At 34.0% G+C, this 19465-nt stretch carries 15 protein-coding genes; all 15 read right to left on the minus strand.

Features of this window, described 5'->3' with window-relative positions; translation table 11 throughout:
- Positions 1 to 5: 5 nt before the first annotated feature.
- Positions 6 to 233, minus strand: coding sequence for a hypothetical protein (locus BUC29_RS01280; protein ID WP_244160732.1), 228 nt, complete (start codon positions 231 to 233; stop codon positions 6 to 8).
- A gap of 64 nt (positions 234 to 297) precedes the next feature.
- On the minus strand, positions 298 to 840 hold the full coding sequence (locus BUC29_RS01285) for a DUF420 domain-containing protein (protein ID WP_073412610.1): 543 nt from the start codon (positions 838 to 840) through the stop codon (positions 298 to 300).
- A gap of 3 nt (positions 841 to 843) precedes the next feature.
- Positions 844 to 1533, minus strand: a complete 690-nt coding sequence (locus BUC29_RS01290) for an SCO family protein (protein ID WP_073412612.1) — start codon at positions 1531 to 1533, stop codon at positions 844 to 846.
- An 11-nt stretch (positions 1534 to 1544) separates the two neighbouring features.
- On the minus strand, positions 1545 to 2201 hold the full coding sequence (locus BUC29_RS01295; protein WP_073412614.1) for a hypothetical protein: 657 nt from the start codon (positions 2199 to 2201) through the stop codon (positions 1545 to 1547).
- A gap of 78 nt (positions 2202 to 2279) precedes the next feature.
- Positions 2280 to 2630, minus strand: a complete 351-nt coding sequence (locus tag BUC29_RS01300; RefSeq protein ID WP_073412616.1) for a cytochrome C oxidase subunit IV family protein — start codon at positions 2628 to 2630, stop codon at positions 2280 to 2282.
- 18 nt (positions 2631 to 2648) lie between these two features.
- On the minus strand, positions 2649 to 3635 hold the full coding sequence (locus BUC29_RS01305; RefSeq protein ID WP_073412618.1) for a cytochrome c oxidase subunit 3: 987 nt from the start codon (positions 3633 to 3635) through the stop codon (positions 2649 to 2651).
- 42 nt (positions 3636 to 3677) lie between these two features.
- Entirely contained in the window at positions 3678 to 4265 is a 588-nt protein-coding gene (locus tag BUC29_RS01310; RefSeq protein WP_073412620.1) for a cytochrome c oxidase subunit 3, read from the minus strand.
- 2 nt (positions 4266 to 4267) lie between these two features.
- Positions 4268 to 5170 (minus strand): heme o synthase, encoded by a 903-nt coding sequence (cyoE, locus tag BUC29_RS01315; RefSeq protein ID WP_073412622.1) that lies wholly within the window; start codon positions 5168 to 5170, stop codon positions 4268 to 4270.
- Between the two features lie 158 nt (positions 5171 to 5328).
- A complete protein-coding gene (locus BUC29_RS01320; RefSeq protein ID WP_073413561.1) occupies positions 5329 to 7443 on the minus strand; it encodes an energy transducer TonB in 2115 nt (704 codons plus the stop codon).
- Between the two features lie 19 nt (positions 7444 to 7462).
- Positions 7463 to 8206 (minus strand): deoxyribose-phosphate aldolase, encoded by a 744-nt coding sequence (gene deoC, locus BUC29_RS01325; RefSeq protein WP_073412624.1) that lies wholly within the window; start codon positions 8204 to 8206, stop codon positions 7463 to 7465.
- 113 nt (positions 8207 to 8319) lie between these two features.
- A complete protein-coding gene (locus BUC29_RS01330) occupies positions 8320 to 8703 on the minus strand; it encodes a VanZ family protein (RefSeq protein WP_073412626.1) in 384 nt (127 codons plus the stop codon).
- Positions 8696 to 9076: a glycine cleavage system protein GcvH gene (gcvH, locus tag BUC29_RS01335; RefSeq protein WP_073412628.1), complete on the minus strand. Its 381-nt coding sequence runs from the start codon at positions 9074 to 9076 to the stop codon at positions 8696 to 8698. The genes BUC29_RS01330 and gcvH overlap by 8 nt, the downstream gene beginning before the upstream one ends.
- A gap of 85 nt (positions 9077 to 9161) precedes the next feature.
- Positions 9162 to 16370 carry a T9SS outer membrane translocon Sov/SprA gene (sov, locus tag BUC29_RS01340; RefSeq protein ID WP_073412630.1) on the minus strand — a complete coding sequence of 2403 codons (7209 nt, stop codon included), beginning with the start codon at positions 16368 to 16370 and terminating at the stop codon, positions 9162 to 9164.
- Positions 16371 to 16394: 24 nt separating this feature from the next.
- Positions 16395 to 16976 carry a Holliday junction branch migration protein RuvA gene (gene ruvA / locus BUC29_RS01345; RefSeq protein ID WP_073412632.1) on the minus strand — a complete coding sequence of 194 codons (582 nt, stop codon included), beginning with the start codon at positions 16974 to 16976 and terminating at the stop codon, positions 16395 to 16397.
- Between the two features lie 79 nt (positions 16977 to 17055).
- The gene (locus BUC29_RS01350; protein WP_073412635.1) at positions 17056 to 19347 is read right to left on the minus strand and encodes an NADP-dependent malic enzyme; all 2292 of its coding nucleotides are present in this window, start codon (positions 19345 to 19347) and stop codon (positions 17056 to 17058) included.
- Positions 19348 to 19465: the final 118 nt, after the last annotated feature.

A 19465-nucleotide genomic window follows, 5' to 3' on the forward strand; every position in this document is an offset into this window, starting at 1 on the left:
CAGAATTAAATTTCTGCCTTTTTCTTTTTAGATCGGTACATTTTATAAATAAGAAAACCTATTATTGCTACAAGTAAATACGGAATTATCATCAAGAAAACAATTCCATCATTTACAGCTTCTGCTTTCTTTACATTTGAGTCGCCGGCAAGCGCCGCACGGCACATCGCACACTGAGCATTAGCCGAAATTCCTATTAAGAAAACACAAATTCCAAAAAATAGTTTTTTCAATTTAGAATATAGACTCGAGCGATAGCCAACAAGCAAAGCATTTTGAATATTTGATATTTTACTTTTAGTATACATAATAAGGAGAAATCATTAAATAAACTATAACGCCCGTAACCGCAACATATAACCAAAGCGGAAAGGTAATTTTAGCTATCTTTCTATGCTTGTCAAACTTTTGCGCCAGCGCTCTTACATAACTAATTAATACCAAAGGAATAATCGCTACAGACAACAAAATATGAGTTATTAAAATAAAGAAATATACATAACGTATTACTCCTTCACCGCCAAATTTTGTAGAGTCTGATGTCATATGATACGCCACATACATTACCAAAAAGGCAACCGATAATGCAATTGCAAAAGTCATTAAGCGTTCGTGAAGTTTTAATTTTCCGTTTTTAACAGCACTTACCGCCCAAACTAAAACAATGGCCGTAATACCATTTATGGCTGCATAAATGGGAGGCAAAAACGAAAGCGGTTCAACATTTATTCCAAAATCTTTTAATTTGATTCCAAAAAGAATTGCCACAACTACCGGTATTATTATTGAAACGGCTACGATGTATTTATTGTATTTTTTTTCTAATGACTGATCTTCCATTTTTTATTCTTCTAATAGTATTTTAATATCTTCCTGAATCTCTCTAACGCCTTTTTTATCTAATCCATCGTAATAAATATTTGGATTCCCAAATTCATCTTTTCTACAACGGATATTCCCATTTTTATCAATCAAAGCAAATAAACCCGAATGTTCGAAACCTCCGCTTACTTTAGAATTTTCTCCTGCATAAAGGTTAAATCCTTTATTAGACAAGTCCATAATTGTATTTCTGTCCCCTGTTAAAAAGTTCCAGTTTGAAGATTTCACTCCTAATAATTTTGCATGATCTTTTAAAACCTGTGGTGTATCATGAGCTGGGTCAATTGTAATGGATACAATTCCGAAGTTAGGATTTCCGAAAAAAGTTTTTTCTATTTCCAGCATGCTCATGTTCATCTTGGGACAGATAGACGGACAGGTTGTAAAGAAAAACTCCAAAACATACACTTTTCCTTTATAGGTCTCGTTTGATATTTTAACATTATCCTGATTTGTCAATTCAAATTTTGGAGCCTTACCAATGGTCAATAATTTTCCGGCTGTTTTAGCATTTTTAGAATCAACATTATCTAAACGATTTCCTTTTACAACATCGCCATTTTTAATTCTGTCAACAATTTTTGGTACTGCATAAATTCCGAAAATCAAGATAATAAACGAAATCCCTATATAAGATTTATTTTTGAACATTATAAATAAGTTTAAAGTTGTTTTGTGGCATTATGGTTTTTCTTTAGAGCTGCACGATATTCATATAAAATGATTTTAAAATCATCAAGCATTTCATTACTCAATTCTGATGGATGAAAAGTATCATATCCTTCTTTGTACTCTTCCTTTTGATCTTTATTACTGCCTTTACGTCCTCTCAAATTTCTTTCTTTATCAACAATAAAAACATTTGAAGTTCCAAGTTTATCATTTAATTTCCCTTTTAAATGAAGCTGATTATAAAAAACCTGTATTTCGTCTGGTGAAGCAAAAACAAAATTCCAATTCTTAACATCGGTAAAAGGAGACAAAGCATCAATAATTTTCTGAGCTTCCTTCTCAGTGCCAAGCGGACATAAAACTACAAACTGAAGATCTTCAAAACCATTATACCGTTTATAGATTTTTTCATTTAAGTTAAAATAATTTCCTCTGTTTTCGAGAATATTTGATCCGGAAAATCCTAGTATGGTTATTTTTTTATCCAGAGAAACTTTTTTGCCATTGAGAGATTTCCAGTTTCCAAAGTCGGCAATTTTTGGAGTAATTACGGGAAGTTTTGTAAAACTATTTACGCCTGAGGCAAAAAACAAATAGGCTACAATTGGTAAAACAAAAAGTACAAAAAGAACTATATTTTTTTTCATTGTTTTAACGTAAGTTTTTGAAGTACAAAAATAAAAAAAGCTCCGTTAAACGGAGCTTCTTTTCGAATTAATATCATGTTAAAAATTCCATTTAATAGTAGAATCTTTAAAAACCCCATAAATATAGTGTCCTTCTGTTAACAGGATGAACAATAAATATAATACTAGGAAAATAACTGGCGATACAACAGACCATCTAAGGCTGCTTTTTTCACCTTCCATGTGCATGAATGCCCATACAATATAATAAGCTTTGAAAATTGTTAAGATATAAAATATCCAGTTTAACAAGTTCAAACCGATAAAATGATTAAATTCTAAAAACCCTGGTTTATAAATACCTAAAATAACTTCTACTGTAGTTACTACTGATAGTAATCCAAAAACAAACCAGATTCTTTTTGTATTTGATACGTGCTCGTGTGACATAATAATTAAAATCTAAAATTAAACTAAGTAGAATACTGTAAATACAAATACCCAAACTAAATCTACGAAGTGCCAGTATAATCCAACTTTTTCTACCATTTCGTAGCTTCTTCTCTTTTCGTAAGTTCCTAATAATACATTAAAGAAAATAATAATATTAATGATAACTCCAGAAAATACGTGGAATCCGTGGAATCCTGTAATAAAGAAGAAGAAATCAGCGAATAGTTTACTTCCGTATTCATTTCTAGTTAAGTTCGCTCCTTCTACTACATATTTTGCTTCAGCTAAACGAGCTTCAGATTCAGCTCTTGTTAAAACTGTTTTTTTCTTTTCAGCTGTAAGTTTTTCAGTTCTGATTAATACATCAGGGTGAGCTTTAAATCCTGCCTGAATTTCAGCAACAGTATATGTTGGCTGTGTTTCTGCATCTTCTACAAACCATGTTGCATGGCTTCTTGTTAAAGCTTCTCTTTGTTCTGGTAATTTTACTGCAAAATCAGCAAGAGCAACTCTTGTTCCATCTGCCTTAACAAACTGCAATAAACTTCCACCTTTTGTTTCTACTGCACCATATTCTCCTTTAATGAAGTTTTTCCACTCCCAAGCCTGAGAACCAACGAAAATTAAACCTCCAATAATAGTTAAGAACATATAAATAGCGACTTTTGTTTTCTTTAATTGATGACCTGCATCAACAGCTAATACCATTGTTACAGATGAGAAAATCAAGATAAAAGTCATTAAGGCTACATAATACATAGGAGCCGAAACACCATGCATAAAAGGAAAGTGTGTAAATACTTCGTCAGCCAATGGCCATGTTTCAATAAATTTAAATCTAGAAAAACCGTAAGCTCCTAAAAATCCAGAGAATGTTAAGGCATCTGATACGATAAAAAACCACATCATCATTTTACCATAACTTGCTCCTAATGGCTGGATGTGCTCACCGCCTCCCCAAGTTTTTTCGTCGTTATTTGCAGTAGTAACTGTCGCTTCCATAAAAGATATTCGTTAAAAAGTTCCCAAATTTACGTTTTTTTCTTATTTAAAGAAATATAAAAATAAAAATAATAATACCCACAATAAATCCAAAAAGTGCCAATACATCGCACCTAGTTCTATACCAAGAGTTTGAGTCGGATTGTATTTTTGTTTAAAATGATTATAAATTATAATTAAAAGCGAAATTAATCCACCTGCTAAGTGCAATAGGTGCATAAGTGCAATTACATAAAGGAAAGTTGTAGTAATAGAGCTACCCTGTCCTGTCATATAATATCCGCTTTCTATGATTTGCCCAAAACCTCTGAATTGTAAAATCACAAATAAAACTCCTAAAGCAAATGTTCCTAAAAGAAATGTTGAAGTTGCGCTTCTGTTTCCTTTTTCAATTGCTTTTTTTGCTAAAAAGAAAGTAACACTGCAGCCAATAATTACTGCTGTACTAAAATAAAATGCAGTTGGTATTTGAAAATTTGTCAACCAGTCTGCTCTTGATTTACTAACTACAAATGCACTTGTAAGTCCTGCAAACATCATGGTCATACTAACCATTGCGAACAACAAAATCAGTTTTGCCGATTTTGATTTTCTTACCTGCTCTTCACTTGCTTTAATTGTCATTTCCATAACTATCTTAAAAATTTATCTACTATAAATACAATCTGCAGCAACGAAATATACGAAACACTCACCAACATTAATGTTCTTGCTGCCTTTGGTGTTCTTAACTGATACAAACGCACCGCATAAAACAACATCCACAAACCTAATAAAAACACTAGAACGGCTGCGATTGGCGAAATAAACAACTGTCCTGTATATCCTAAAACAGGTAACAAAGATGCTATTATTAACCAAATCGTATATAAAATAACCTGCAAAGCTGTTTTTCTATCTTTATTTCCTGTTGGCAGCATGAAAATACCTGCTTTCGCATAATCATCATACAAAAACCATCCAATAGCCCAAAAATGAGGAAACTGCCAGAAAAACTGAATTAAAAATAATGTTCCGGCTTCGATACCGAATTCTCCCGTTGCCGCAACCCATCCTAACATAAACGGAATAGCGCCCGGAAAAGCTCCAACAAAAACCGATAATGAAGTTACGGTTTTTAATGGAGTATATATGCTTGTATATAAAAATATTGAAATTGCAGCAAACATTGCTGACTTTGCATTTATGGTATACAACAATGCAATACCTATAATAGTAAGCAGACTTGCAACGATTAATGCCGTCAATGGTGACATTCGTCCAGAGGGAACCGGACGATTTTTTGTTCGGTCCATTAACGAATCGATATCTTTTTCAATTACCTGATTAAAAGCATTTGAAGCTCCAACCATACAATATCCGCCTATTGACAAAATAAGTAAAACACTCCATTTGAAAGGATGTTCACTATTAACACCTAATAAATATCCTGCTATTGAAGAAAACAAAACACTAATAGCCAAACCGGCTTTAGTTATCTCTTTGAAATCCAGAAATATTGATTTTATTGAAATTGTATTTTTAGCAGAGTTCAATACTGTAGTCTTTGTATATTTTTTTTGAGTGGTGCAAATGTACAAATTAGATTATAGAATTTAGAACTTTAAAATTAGATTTTTTTCAATAAAACCTTTACAGAATAAGAACTTACCAATCTTTAACACTATTATTTCGAAAAATCTTATTAAAAATCCTAGTAATCAAAATACCAGTTAAAGATATCAGATCGTAATCCGATAGTAAACCAGGTTGTACTTTGCTTAAATGTTGCAGCAGTTTCCTGAGTTGGATCAAAGTTTCTATAAATAAAACTTCCAAATAGTTTTAAATTAGTTATCGGATTAACTAAATATCCTCCCTGAATATCGGCTATAAAAACATTGGTTTTATTCCCTTGCCCTACTTTTACACCTTTATCATACGGACGATTTAAGTCGTAATCCTTATAAATATTTCCTCCGTAATTATAGCTGTTTTCAGCAGTATCAAAGTCTAAACCTCTTTTACCAACTGTAAATTTTGCATCTGCAAAAAGACGTCCTTTATGATAGCGTCCAATTGCAACAAATTCGTCAAAGTTTCCTCCCCACTGGTGTCCAACACTCTGGTTATTATGCCCATAATTGGTAATTGGATCACTATGAGAATATACATAAGGACGAACATGATTGTATTCTAACTGCAAAAGAAGGTCTTTTACTTCAAAAGCGTTGTAATATTTAGCCCCTAACTGGTATCCAAATTTATTTTTCCAGCTTTTATCTCCAGCTTTCATATCACCAATCGAGAATTCATCCAGCAAAAACTGACCATATAAATTAATATTGTTATTCCATTTATACTTAGCCGTAGCTCCTAAAAGAGCATTTCCGCTTCGTGACGATGAAGCAAACTCCACAGAACGATAAAAAATAATCGGATTTACAAAGTTAACATCAAATCCTCTGTTGTTGGTATCTGTCCAGACTACAGACTCAAAGAAACCTACATTTAGCTTATTCGAAACATTCCAGCTCAAATAATGGTTTGCCATATATTTACTCGCATATGTTCTGTCTACCGTTACGTCCGAGCGAACATCTTTGAGCCACATATAAGTATTGGTATATTTGATCTTCCAAAAAGTGGTGTTGATTTTAAAATATGGATAAGGACTTGCCCCATCGCTTTCAAGTAAAGAGCGATATCCATCTCCAATAAAATTTCTGCCATAACCAAGCTGAAAATCAAAAATATGACTTGGTGCAAAAGTAATATTAGCTTCCGCTAAAGGAAAATCGTAGGCATCAGTCTTAAATCGTTTTGCTATTCCTATTCCTGGAATAATAGCCGGATTTCCTCCTGAAGGTTTTAATGTTTCTGCATAATCGTTGTAATAACCTGCAAATCTTCCCTGACTTTCAAAAACAGTTGTCGTAAAATTGATTTGCTTCCCTAAACCTCCTCTAAAATTAAGCCCTCGTGTATTTACATAAGAATAGGAAGCATCAAGATCTGAGGCTTTTCCCATTTGCAAATCCAGAATTGGATTTAATACCAGCCAATAATCTTCACCCTGAATCTGAACAAGATTTTCATTCCAAAGTTTTCTGCCCCACCAGCCCGAAACTTTTTTCTGAAGAGATTCGTTTACTGCTTTTAAATTATAATATTTTGAAACCTCAGCATACGTGTAAGGCTTTGAAGCAGTATGATTGTTACTTCCAACCTGATTCATTGCACCATCAAACTGCGCGTAATAACTATGAGAAAAAGGTATGTTTAAATGACTTTCGAATTCCGGCATATTGTATTTTTTATAAACAATACTGTCGAGCTCTGTCATTGGTTTTTCAAGCGGTTTTTCGATTTCGAATGCCGCCAAAGCTTCTGCCGCAATTTGGTCTGCACTTTTTAAAGGAATGTCAATTGAAATTGTATATTTAGAATACGTTGGTTTTCCACTATAAGTTGAAGGTTTTATTTTTGGAAATTTCCCAAAAACATTTTTTGCTTCCTCAGATAATAATTCGTTATCCGCATTTACGTAAAGTACTTTAAATTCCCCATTTGCATCAACTTCAAAAAGCACTTTTACTTCACCTTTGTAATTGTTTTGTTTTAAATTTTCCGGAACATTAAAATTATCATATACAAAATTCTGAACTTCTCTATAAAAGCAGTTTTGTAAATTTTTAGACTGAAGATTTTCACAATGCGGAAAAACAGGAAATTGTTCTGCTGTAAAACCTTGTTTTATATTTGTTTCCTGAGAAAAAACAAACAAAGGAGTTAGTAAAATAACAAGAGATAAAAAAAACTTATTCACGTAGATTGAGGCTTTTATTTTAATATTGATTTGTGGTATTGTTTCCGTCTGCAATTGTTTTTGCCGCCGATGTTCCGATGCGCTTAACACCTAAACGAATCATTTGTATTGCATCTTCATACGATCTTACACCGCCAGCTGCTTTTACAGGCAAAGGTGATGCATTTTCGAGCATCATTATAATAGTGGGAACTGTTGCTCCGTTTGGCAGATTATTTTCGGTTATATAAAATCCTGTTGAAGATTTTACAAAAACCGAAGCGTAATCTTCTTCTTTAAAATTCGATATGATAACATTTTTTATTAAAGCCGAAAGCTGTATAATTTCTTTATCCGTTAAAGCTGCAGCTTCAATAATCCATTTTACAGTTTTATTATTGGCAAGACCAATTTGAGTTCCCATTAAGATTTCTTCTTTTATTAACGAAACATTCCCATTTTTGAAAGCTTCATAATTACAGACAAAATCTAAATCATCGGCACCATTTTTTATCGCTTCATTGGCTTCTTTTATTTTGGTTTCCAGATTTGAATTTCCTTGTGGAAAATCTATAACCGTACCAACAAGCAGATTTGAATTTGCTTTTAATATCATTTCTTTGGCCAGACTCACATATTCAGGACGAATCATTATTAATTTAAATTTTTCGCGAATCGCTTCAGAAATGGCATTTTTAACTACAACAATATTATCCTCTTCCGAAATTCCGGCCTGAGAAGCAGTTTTTAAATAGGTAGAATCTAAGTATTGCTTAATATTCATAATATTGAAGTTGATCGAATGGGGCAAAAATACATTTAAATTCAGAAAAAAACTCTTTTTAAAAGCTTGATTTTATGCTAATAAAAAACCCACCGAAGTGGGTAATTATATTCTTATATTTTATCGATTTGTTTTTTAAAAGCTATCGAAGAAAAAACAGCCGCAAATGCACCTAACGAGTTTGCTAAAACATCTGTTACATCTGACGCCCTTGTTGTTGTTAAAACACTTTGCAGAATTTCGATCGTTATCCCGAAGAAAACAGAAAAAATAAATGAAATCAAATATGCTTTGTAATCATTAGCCTCTCTTCCTTTTAATTCTTTCTTGAAAAATAAAATCCAGGAAATTGTAAAACCAAAGTGAAAACAAAAATGAACAATCTTGTCAATACTCGGAAAATTTACTGCCGGAATTTTGCTTGAATCAATCAAACAAAAATACGCAATGATTCCAGAGCATATAATTGCCCAGATTAACAATAATTGTTTAGGCACCGATAAGTTGTTTATAAGCTTCGTCAGATAATAAAGTATCTATTTCAGAAGGATTTGCAATTTTAACTTTGATCATCCATCCAGCTCCGTAAGGATCAGAATTTACTGTCTCTGGTGAGCTTTCTAAATCTTCATTAAAAGCAATAATTTCTCCAGTTAAAGGCAAAAACAAATCCGAAACTGTTTTTACAGCTTCAACTGTTCCAAAAACCTCATCTTTATCAAGTGTCTGATCTAAAGTTTCTACTTCAACATACACGATATCTCCTAACTCTTTTTGTGCAAAATGAGTAATTCCTACAGTCGCAACATCGCCTTCGATGCTAACCCATTCGTGATCTTTTGTGTACTTTAAATTTGCTGGTATGCTCATAATAGTATGTTTGAAAATTGATATTTTAATAATTCTGCAACAAATGTAATAATCTTCTAATAATATCTTGGTTAGAAACCTAAATTTAATTTCCGAAATTATAACGAAGTGTAAAACCTGACCTGATATTTGTTATTGGGTATGATGTTGAAATAACTGCTTTTGAAAACGAGTGATCGTAATAGAATATTGCGGTTAAGTTTTTACTAAACGAATAATCGGCTGTCAACTTTAATGACCAGATATTTTGACCGGCTGCCAATTGGTTGTTATCATAGTCTAAATAACGAACTAAGGTTTCATTGTTTCTAAAAGAAAAATCAGCTTTTATATTAATATCACTTTTAATAATTCCTGTAGGATTATCTGCCAGTCTGGATGAGAATATAACATCTTTAAATCTATATCCTAAACCAACAACATATTCAATTCCTTTTACCTCAGTAAGCAGATTGTTATCAAAGCTCATAGACAAAGCTCGGTCTTTTTTGATTTCAGAAAGAACTCGTAAAGAACTTTTCAATTCAAAATCCATTCTAATTAACGGGCTGAATTGTTCTACCAGATTAATATTCGACATTACAATCGGGTTATAGAAATTGGTATTTACATCCTGCACTTTTGGCGTATTGTTATAATCAAAATTAGATCTGAACTGATTAATCGTATACGATGCTCTATAATTATGCTGTAATGAGAAACGCTTAAATTTATCTTTGAAATATTTGTAACGCATCAAACCATTATACTTAATACTCCAGTTTGGTATTGGAAAACTTCTAAATATGTCCGTAGACGAATTTGCAGCATTGCTTCCTGTATATGCTGCTATGAAAGCCGGCAATAATACAGCCTGATTACTTTTTGTATACCCTATAGGATATCCTTCATTTGCTGCATAAATCGCATAATTTGGAGCTGTTTCTGCCGGAATCGGGTTATTTGCATCTCCATATCTTGGAATCGCTGCGCTAGAACCATAACGTTCTTCTGCCAGACGATTTGCTATTATTAAGCGGTTGTTTCTAAAATCGTCAAATGCTGCGGACTCATTTTCATTACTTGTTGAAAATGCTGTTTTTATCAATACAGTAGAAATAGAAAACATTCCATATGTATAAGGAGACAACGGCTTATATTCATGTGTTGTCTGATCGACACTATACTGCTCTGAGGTATTTTCAGAATAAGAACGATCCATTGATAAATCTACTTTTAAATCCGGTAATAAATCAATATTAGCTGTTATTTTCAAAAGCTTGTTTGTAACCTGCGAATAACTTTGATTAAAATCCTGATAGGTTGTCAGCCATCCGTTTTTAGCAGCCTCATAACGCACATCATCCTGACTTCCAAAAATAAATCCTAATGTTGGTTTAGATGTTCCTAAGAAACCAATACTTGGTGTATAACCCGGTAAAACTGTTCCACTGTTCTTAGTGTAATTAATCTGTACATTTTTTAAACTCGTTAATACACCAATCAAACCATCATAAAACGGGCTGCTGCTTACAACAGGTTTTGCTGTGTTTACGATTTTCTCACCTGGTTTTGGCGGTGCTGTCGGTTTAGGTTTTGCCTGTTTTTTTGCACCAGGTGTCAATCCCAAATACTTATACAGCGTCCCCATATTTAAGGTAGTTGTAAGTGTATTTGAATTTGCGTTTTGAATCGTATTTCCTAAATCATAAATAGTTCCGGTGTCAGGATCTTCATATTGAGAAAATGCTGTTGATGAACGCTGCCAGCTATAATCAGCCGTATACGAATAACTAGCTTTTACGAAACTGAAAATTGGGATTTTGTTAATTGGAATTTCATAATTCAGCACCAATTGCTGTGCATGCTGATTTGGTGTTCCAATATCCCAGTAATCATCCCAAATATTAAAATCTTCTTTTGGTGTATTATCGTCGTTTAAGAAGTTTCTAACAATATTATTTGATGTTGCACTGTAATTCAGTTTTAATGATTTGGTTAGGTTAAAGCCAAAACCATACTGATAATTAAACGCAAAGTTTCTTCTGTAAAGCGGATCTAGTCCAATTCCCTGTGTTTCTACTTCTCTATATTGCTGACGATTGCTTTGTCTTAAAATATTAGAGTTAAAAGATATATTTGAAGGAAGATAATTAAAATTGATATCGCTCAATAATTTCCAGTAATCGCTTTTCTTCATGAATTTAGTGTTCTTAAACGGAACGACTTCTTTTGGCTGAAAAGTATAGGCATAATTTACAGCCGTGTTTGACTGTTCATCTTCGTAACTTTCAACTTCATAATCATGACGCTCTACCTGATTGTATGATTGAGAGAATGTAAAGTTTTCTACATCATAAACATGTGGCTTTTGTTCTGGTGCTCTGTCTTTTCTTACTCCGATAAAGTTGATACTTTTTCTTTTTGTATAATCTACAGCACGAGTTCTGATATTGTCTTTTTCAGCTTCATCGGTAGTTTCTCTAAGCAACTGATCTAGTTTAATATCCTGATTAAATGGATCATATTCCGGTGTAATTACTTCTTCTCCGATAGCGTAATTAAATGGCAGGTTAATACCCCATTTTTTAGGAAGCAATTTTCCTAAGTTTAAGTTTGTTACAATGTTATATTGCTGTATATCTTCACGACTGCGTTCATTTGCTCCTTGCTCTAAAGAACCAAAACCAATTGTACTTTTTCTACCAGTAGCAGAAAGTGTTGCAAAATCGGCCATGTTAGTATCAACATTTAATAATGCAGCCATTCCGCCTTTATTCTCCAAATCGGCCAAACGAAGCTCGTTGAACCAAACTTCTCCTTTAATATCTTTATGATCCGCCCTGCTCTTCACTCCTACCATTAAGTTTCGAACTAAACCAAAGTTTGGATTTCCTTTAATACCTAATGTTAATTTACTGTCACCATCACCACCTGCAACATCCGGGTCATTATCCGGATAATAAATACCATTCACATCTCTTTTAGAAGAATTGATATCAATATTCATGGCTTTGATTTTCATTTTTGTCAGCAATTCCAAAGCCAGGTCAATATTGTTTTCTTCCAGCCAAACCAAATCAGGGCTGATAGTACAAGATCCTCCGGTTGTTGTTACTTTTAACGGAATCTCAACCTGATAGAAGTTTTGCGTAAAGTCGTTTCCGAAACGGATGAAACCTACCATTTCGTCATCTAAAAGTGTATTTTCATTTGGAAGAGATTCTGCGTGTAAAAACATTTTTAGTTTTTTGTACTGACGCATGTCAACACTTACGTTTTTAAATACGGCTCTTGAATCCTGATATTGCAAACCTGTACCGCCAATTCGCACTGCCAACGCCTGCTCATTTTGATTGATAACGGTATTGTTATTATATAACTGCTCTCTTCGTACTCCCGGCGGTATTACGTAATTAACTGGACATTTAGTTCCGTTTTCCTGAATATTTACGGCCGCAACGTCAAATTCAACTCCATCGTCATCTGGATTCTGATCGTTTGCATCAAGCGTTCCTGTATATCTTCTCCATTCGCCTCTTACTAAATCTAAAGCACCAAAACGAACTGTTGTCTGGCTGTTAAATCCTGTCATAAACATACGCATGAAACGGATGGATCTAAAATCTGTGATATTTCCAATTGTATTTTGAGGCTGAGAAACCGGAATTTTAAACTGAATCCATCTTGCTGTTGTTGTACCTCCATTTGGAAGTTCGACATTACTTACCTCTCTAATATCAGTAATATAGTTTTCTCCAACCTGCATTCCTGGCTTAACATCAATACTATATTCATAATACGCATTAATTGTACTCATGGTATTATCACGATTGATATCTTCAACATCTGGAAGCGTTGTTGAGCCGCGATTAGGATCATTAATACTAACTGCTGAGTTGCCTTCTGTTCCGTTATAGTTTTTATAACGCTCCAAAACGCCTCCATCAGTATTTAAATAATAAGTATAATCATCTCCGGCAGGATCGGCTTCACCTGCATAATTTGTATAAACTTCTGCCTCTCTTGAACTTGGAAGCCCGTCTAAACCTACGTCTTGATTTTTTCTGTTATCGGGATTTGTATCAAAAGCATAAATTAAAGATTGTGAAGCTGGTACATCTCCCCAAAGTGGTCTAGGATTAACCATTATTTGGTCTGGACCTAAACCATTTTCATATTGTTTTCTTCCGTCTTTTAAAACGTCTTCTGATATTTCACCTAAGTTAAAATAAATTTTACCTGTATTATTTGCAGGAGCTTCTCCGTTTCCAACGTATGGATCCAGAACCCAAAACTGAATGTATTCAACATTTCCCTGCTCAAAGTTTGTTGAATTTAAAGCACGCATAATTCCCCCAAAATTTGTTGACGGGTTAGTCGCTGCAAAATTCGGATTATTATTATAAGGTCCTCTTTCTGATGGATAATAGGTTAAGTCCAATGTATTAACAACCTGAATTTGTCCCTGAGCAATATCTGTATTTGGGTATAGCTCCCGGCTGTAAATTCTTCTTGTTGTATTTAATGACAAATCATCGTTTGATATTCCGGATGGTTTAGAAGAATAAAAAACCGGATCGATGGTATACCATGATAATTTTGCTCTTTTAAAACCATATTCTAAAGTATTAGAATTGGCATTAAAAGTATTGTCGTTTATGGAATTTATAAATGGTGTTGAAGCTAAACTCCATGCATACGCAGAACGCATATCTATTGTTGATTGCGAACCTTCAAAATCATCGACATAAATGGTTGCCTCTCCCTCAAAATCACTGGCTTTTGGCGCATCTGGTTTTAAAAATGCTACTTCTCCGCGAATAGATAAATTCGAAGGGACATCTGTATCAATATTTGGAAGTTTATTGGCTAATCTTGTCAGAAACGGAACTTCGGTTGAATAGTTACCATTAAACCCAAAAATGGTATTGTTTACAGATTCTTGTCCATAACTCGATTTTTGAGTAAATGGTCTTTCTGTCATTTTTAAATAGGTACCGCCAATTACAAATTTGTCTGAGATTTTATGTTCAACATTGAATCCCATAAATCTTCGTGTCTGCTGTCCAAAAATTGAATTGTTTTCTAACGAAACCTCAATTGGTGTATTCGAAGCCTGAAGTGACGGATCAAGAATCTGTACTCTACCTAATTGATAATCGACACTATAATCGATACCTTCTACCAATCTTCTTCCGGCAGCGGTTACGACAACAGATCCCTGTGGAACATTGAATGCTCCGATAGGAATTCCGTTACTTCCCGATGATTTGTATTTTCCTCTTAATAAAAATTTGTTTTTGTCGCTATCCTGCAAAGCACCCGATTGTGTATTTCGATACATATTTCTAAATACGTATTTCTGCTGGTTTGCATTATAAGTTGTTGGATCATTATAGTTTTCACCAGCGCCATTCTGTAACTTTTTAAATATAAGTTCTCCAAAAGGCTCTTTTGTTGTAAAAATGATACGGCCGTTTTGAACATCAACTGTTATTCCCGGAATATAATCGAAGAATCCATCTCCTCCTACTTGTGGGTCGTTGTTGTAATTTAAACGGTCTAGGTTGAAAACATTTAATAATGGTGTTTGTTCAACTTTCATATCAGCCGCAGGATTTGGCGGGAAGGTTGATCCCTGAACCGGCGTAATATAATTTATTGGCGAAGGATCTGTATAAAGGATATTTAACCTAAAATCGTCTTGTTTAATTTGATATGCCTGCGGAATTTGATAAACGTTTTTCATCATCAGGTTCCAAACCGGATTTTGAACGTTTGTCAAATTACTTTTCAGCATTTTTAAAACTAAACTCTGTGTAATAATAGCCTGATTGGCATTGTTGTTTCCTGTAACAACTGTTGCGTCAACCCCGTCACTACCAAATTCCCCAACCTGGTACACTTTTCCTCCCACTGTATATTCAAAAGCAACGGCAAGAATTTCGTCATTTGCCAAACGCTGCTGTAACGAAATATATCCTAATTGTGGGTTAAAAGTATATTCTGCAGTTGTTAACTTTCTGGCGTTTTCTAAAACAGAATAATCGGTTGCTTCGCTTACATTTGTATTATTGAAACCAGATTTTGCAGTTACGATTTCTCTAATATTCGAATTTAAAAAAGATCCGGCCTGACCAATTGTTGCAGGATCATATTTATTGTTGTTATTGCTGGTTGGGCTGTCAACCGGATTATTGAAAAATCCTGCTGTAGAACTAATAACCACTACTTCATTATCAGGAACGCCCGTAATTTGTGCTTCTCCTAAATCCTGAAGTGCGATAATATTTCTTAAGTTATTATTATTTGTTGTTACACGATTTTGTTTGTTTGTTACCCAAACTTCCAATCTTGTAATCTGTACACGGCTATCAATAAAGGGATAATTCTTTAATGAAGCGTCGTACTTGTTTCTAAAATATTGGGAAAGGAAAAAGTGACGATCATTATCATAATCTAAAGCATACAAATCAAAGTTTTGAACTGTACCTCCATTTTCCGCAACTACGCTTTTTGTTTGAGATTTTTGTTCGGAGAAAACACCTGTAATGGTTGTTCTTCCAAATTGTAATTGTGTTTTTACACCAAATAAACTCTGTGCACCGCGAATTAACGTACTGTTAAGCGGCATACTTACGTTACCAACTTCTACTTTTTGAATAATATCGTCTTCTGATGGCGTATAAGCAAGCTTAAATAAGTTTTGAAATGCAAATGTTGATTGTGTATCGTAATTTGCATTTACTTCTAATCTTGTTCCTATTTTTCCCATCAAACTCATACTGATTCTTTGGTCAAAATCAAAAGTAAGGCTTGATCTGTTTCGTGGTGAAAAGGCTGGATTGTCTTGTTTCGTATAACGAAGACCTAAATCCATTTCGACAGAACCAGTAGGCTTTACATCTATGGTATTACTTCCAAATACACTTTCAAAAAGGCTTGAATTAATATAATATCGAGGCAGTAAATCTTTTTTAGCCGCTTGAGCTCCGTTTTTCTTACCATCAATCGCGTCGGCTTTTTTTCTAAAATAATCTCTTCTGGATTCTTTTAGAACTAAATCTTCGTATTCTTTTGGAGTTAAAACCAATGGATAATCAATTGAAAAACCATCAACCGAATTGGTGTAAATATACCGATCTGTAATTGGATCGTATTTATAAGCCGAAAGTACGCTTGGAGGATTATCCAACTCAAGTTTTCCAACGGAGAACTGAGTTTTTGTTGTATCTTGAACCGCCGGATTTACTTGTGATCGTATAACATTACCACAAAATAAAACCAGTAAAAAAATACAAATTTTACGCATACAATTGGTTATAAAAAATTGATTTTATAAGCTTTTTAAAGCCTTTTTAATGATCGTTTCAACGGTAGCTTCAGGATCTTCTTTGACGATCTTTTCAACTACCTTTTCAGAAGTTTTTCTAACAAATCCTAAAACTTCCAAAGCAGATAACGCTTCATCTCTATTTGTATTGTTCTGAACTACGGAAACTTCGTCCAAATCGTACAATTTTAACACTTTTTCTTTCAGATCAAGTATCACTCTTTGTGCTGTTTTGTTTCCAATACCTTTAATGGACTGAATAACCCCAACATCACCAGCGGCTATTGCATTAATAATTTGTTTTGGCTCTATAGAAGAAAGCATTGTACGTGCGATGCCTGCGCCAATTCCTGAAACCGACAATAACATTCTAAAAATTTCACGTTCAGATTTTTCTACAAAACCATATAAAGTATGCGCATCTTCTTTGATTTGAAGATGCGTATACAATTTTATAAAATCAGCATTTGGAATTAATGAAAAAGTATGTAACGAAATATTTACGTGGTATCCCACCCCACCGCAATCAATTACAACCTCTGTGGGATTTTTTTCAACTAATTTCCCCTGCAAATGTGCTATCATAGTAATATTAATAAGAATCAAATATAGTAAAAATGCAATAAAAATAAGACAATATTATTCGATCCTTATTTTTATTAATCTATTGTGCTAATTTGTTCTTTTTAATTTCTTTTTCCTGAGCGTCTATAACAGCAATTGCTGCCATATTTACCATTTCTTCAACGCTTGCTCCTAGCTGAAAAATGTGAACCGGTTTGCCCATTCCCATCATAATTGGACCAATAGAAGCTGATTTATTTAATTCTTTCATCAACTTATAAGTAATATTAGCCGACTCTAAATTAGGGAATATCAGCGTGTTTACCTTTTTTCCTGCCAGTTTAGAGAATGGGAATTTTTCCTGAAGCATTTCAGAATTTAATGCAAAGTCTGCCTGAATTTCACCATCTACGACCATCTCAGGGTGATTTTTATGTAAATATGCTACTGCATCTCTAACTTTTGAAGCGTTTTGATGAGATGATGATCCGAAGTTTGAATAAGAAACCATTGCAATAACAGGTTCAATTCCGAACATTTTTGCTGTTTTTGCCGTCATTAAAGCAATATTTACTAAATCTTCTGATGATGGATTGATGTTTATTGCCGTATCAGACAAAAACATTGGTCCACGAGATGTCAGCATCATGTTTGCTGTTGCTACAAGCGAGGCTCCGTGTGCTTTTTCTACCAATTGTAACATTGGTTTTACAACGCTTGGATAACTTCTTGAATAACCTGTAACCAGAGCATCTGCTTCACCTTCGTTTACCATCATGGCTGCGAAATAGTTTCTTTCGCGCATGAATTTTTGAGCGTCAAGCAATGAAACTCCTCTGCGCTCTCTTGTTTCCCAGTATGAATTTGCAAATCTGTTACGTCTTGCTTCCTCTTCGTTTGTTTTTGGATCAATGATTTCAAGATCAGCATCAAAACCTAATTCTTCTTTTAATTCCAGAATAGTTTCTCGGCTTCCTAATAAAACCGGAATACCAATTCCGTCTTCATGAACAATTTGAGCTGCTTTTAATACATTTAACTGATCTGCCTCTGCAAAAACAACACGCTTAGGATCTAATTTAGCACGATTAGTAATTAATCGCACCATTTTATTATCGTTACCCATACGTTCGCGAAGCTTATCTTCATAAGCTGCCCAGTCTGTAATAGGATTTTTTGCTACTCCTGATTCCATTGCTGCTTTTGCTACTGCTGGTGCAACAACTGTAATCAATCGGGGATCAAATGGTTTAGGAATAATATATTCTTGCCCAAAACCTAATTTTGTTGCTCCGTAAGCTACGTTAACCTGTTCTGGAACTGGTTCTTTTGCTAAAATAGCCAATGCCTTTACGGCAGCCATTTTCATAGCTTCGTTTATTTTTGTAGCACGTACGTCTAACGCTCCTCTAAAAATATAAGGGAAACCTAAAACGTTATTTACCTGATTAGGAAAATCTGAACGGCCTGTAGCCATAATAACGTCTTTACGAGTTTGTACTGCTAAATTATAATCGATCTCCGGATTTGGATTTGCCATTGCAAAAACAATCGGATTTTTTTTCATTGATAATAACATTTCCGATGATAAGATATCTCCAGAAGATAATCCGATGAAAACATCGGCACCTTTTACAGCTTCTGCTAATTCAATTTTAGGACCGTCAACTGCATATTTTAATTGTAATTCTGAAAGTGAAGGATTGTCTTTTGTTAAAAGTCCTTTACTATTAAACATTAAAATATTTTCAACTTTTACTCCTAATAAAACATATAAATCGGTACAAGCAATTGCTGCAGATCCTGCTCCTGAAACTACTACTTTTACATCTTCTGCTTTTTTCCCTGCTAATTCAAGTGCGTTGATTAGGGCTGCAGAAGAAATAATTGCTGTTCCATGCTGATCGTCATGCATTACCGGAATATTCAATTCTTCTATAAGTCTTCTTTCGATTTCGAAAGATTCAGGAGCTTTGATATCTTCAAGATTAATACCTCCAAAAGTTGGAGCGATATTTTTTACAGTCTGGATAAATTCTTCGACGTTTTTTGTATCAACTTCGATATCAAAAACATCAATATCTGCGAATATTTTAAATAATAAACCTTTTCCTTCCATTACAGGTTTTCCTGCTTCCGGACCAATATCTCCAAGTCCTAAAACAGCTGTACCGTTTGAAATTACGGCAACTAAATTTCCTTTTGCTGTATATTTATAAACGTCTTCAACGTTTGCTGCAATTTCTAAACATGGTTCTGCAACTCCCGGCGAATAAGCCAGCGATAAGTCTCTTTGGGTTGCGTATTTTTTTGTTGGAACTACCTGAATTTTTCCTGGAGTCGGCTCAGCGTGGTATTGTAATGCCTCTCTTTTTTTACTCTCTTTGTTCATTATTTTAGCTTTTATTCTAGCTTACAAAGATATAAGTCTTAGTTTTAAAAAGGGGCGCTTTTGGTGCTTTCTTTTGTTAAAATATCAAAATTGAGGGGTCAAAAAAAATAGTCCGATA

Origin of the sequence: Flavobacterium defluvii (assembly GCF_900129555.1) — a bacterium.
In the GTDB taxonomy this organism is placed as follows: domain Bacteria; phylum Bacteroidota; class Bacteroidia; order Flavobacteriales; family Flavobacteriaceae; genus Flavobacterium; species Flavobacterium defluvii.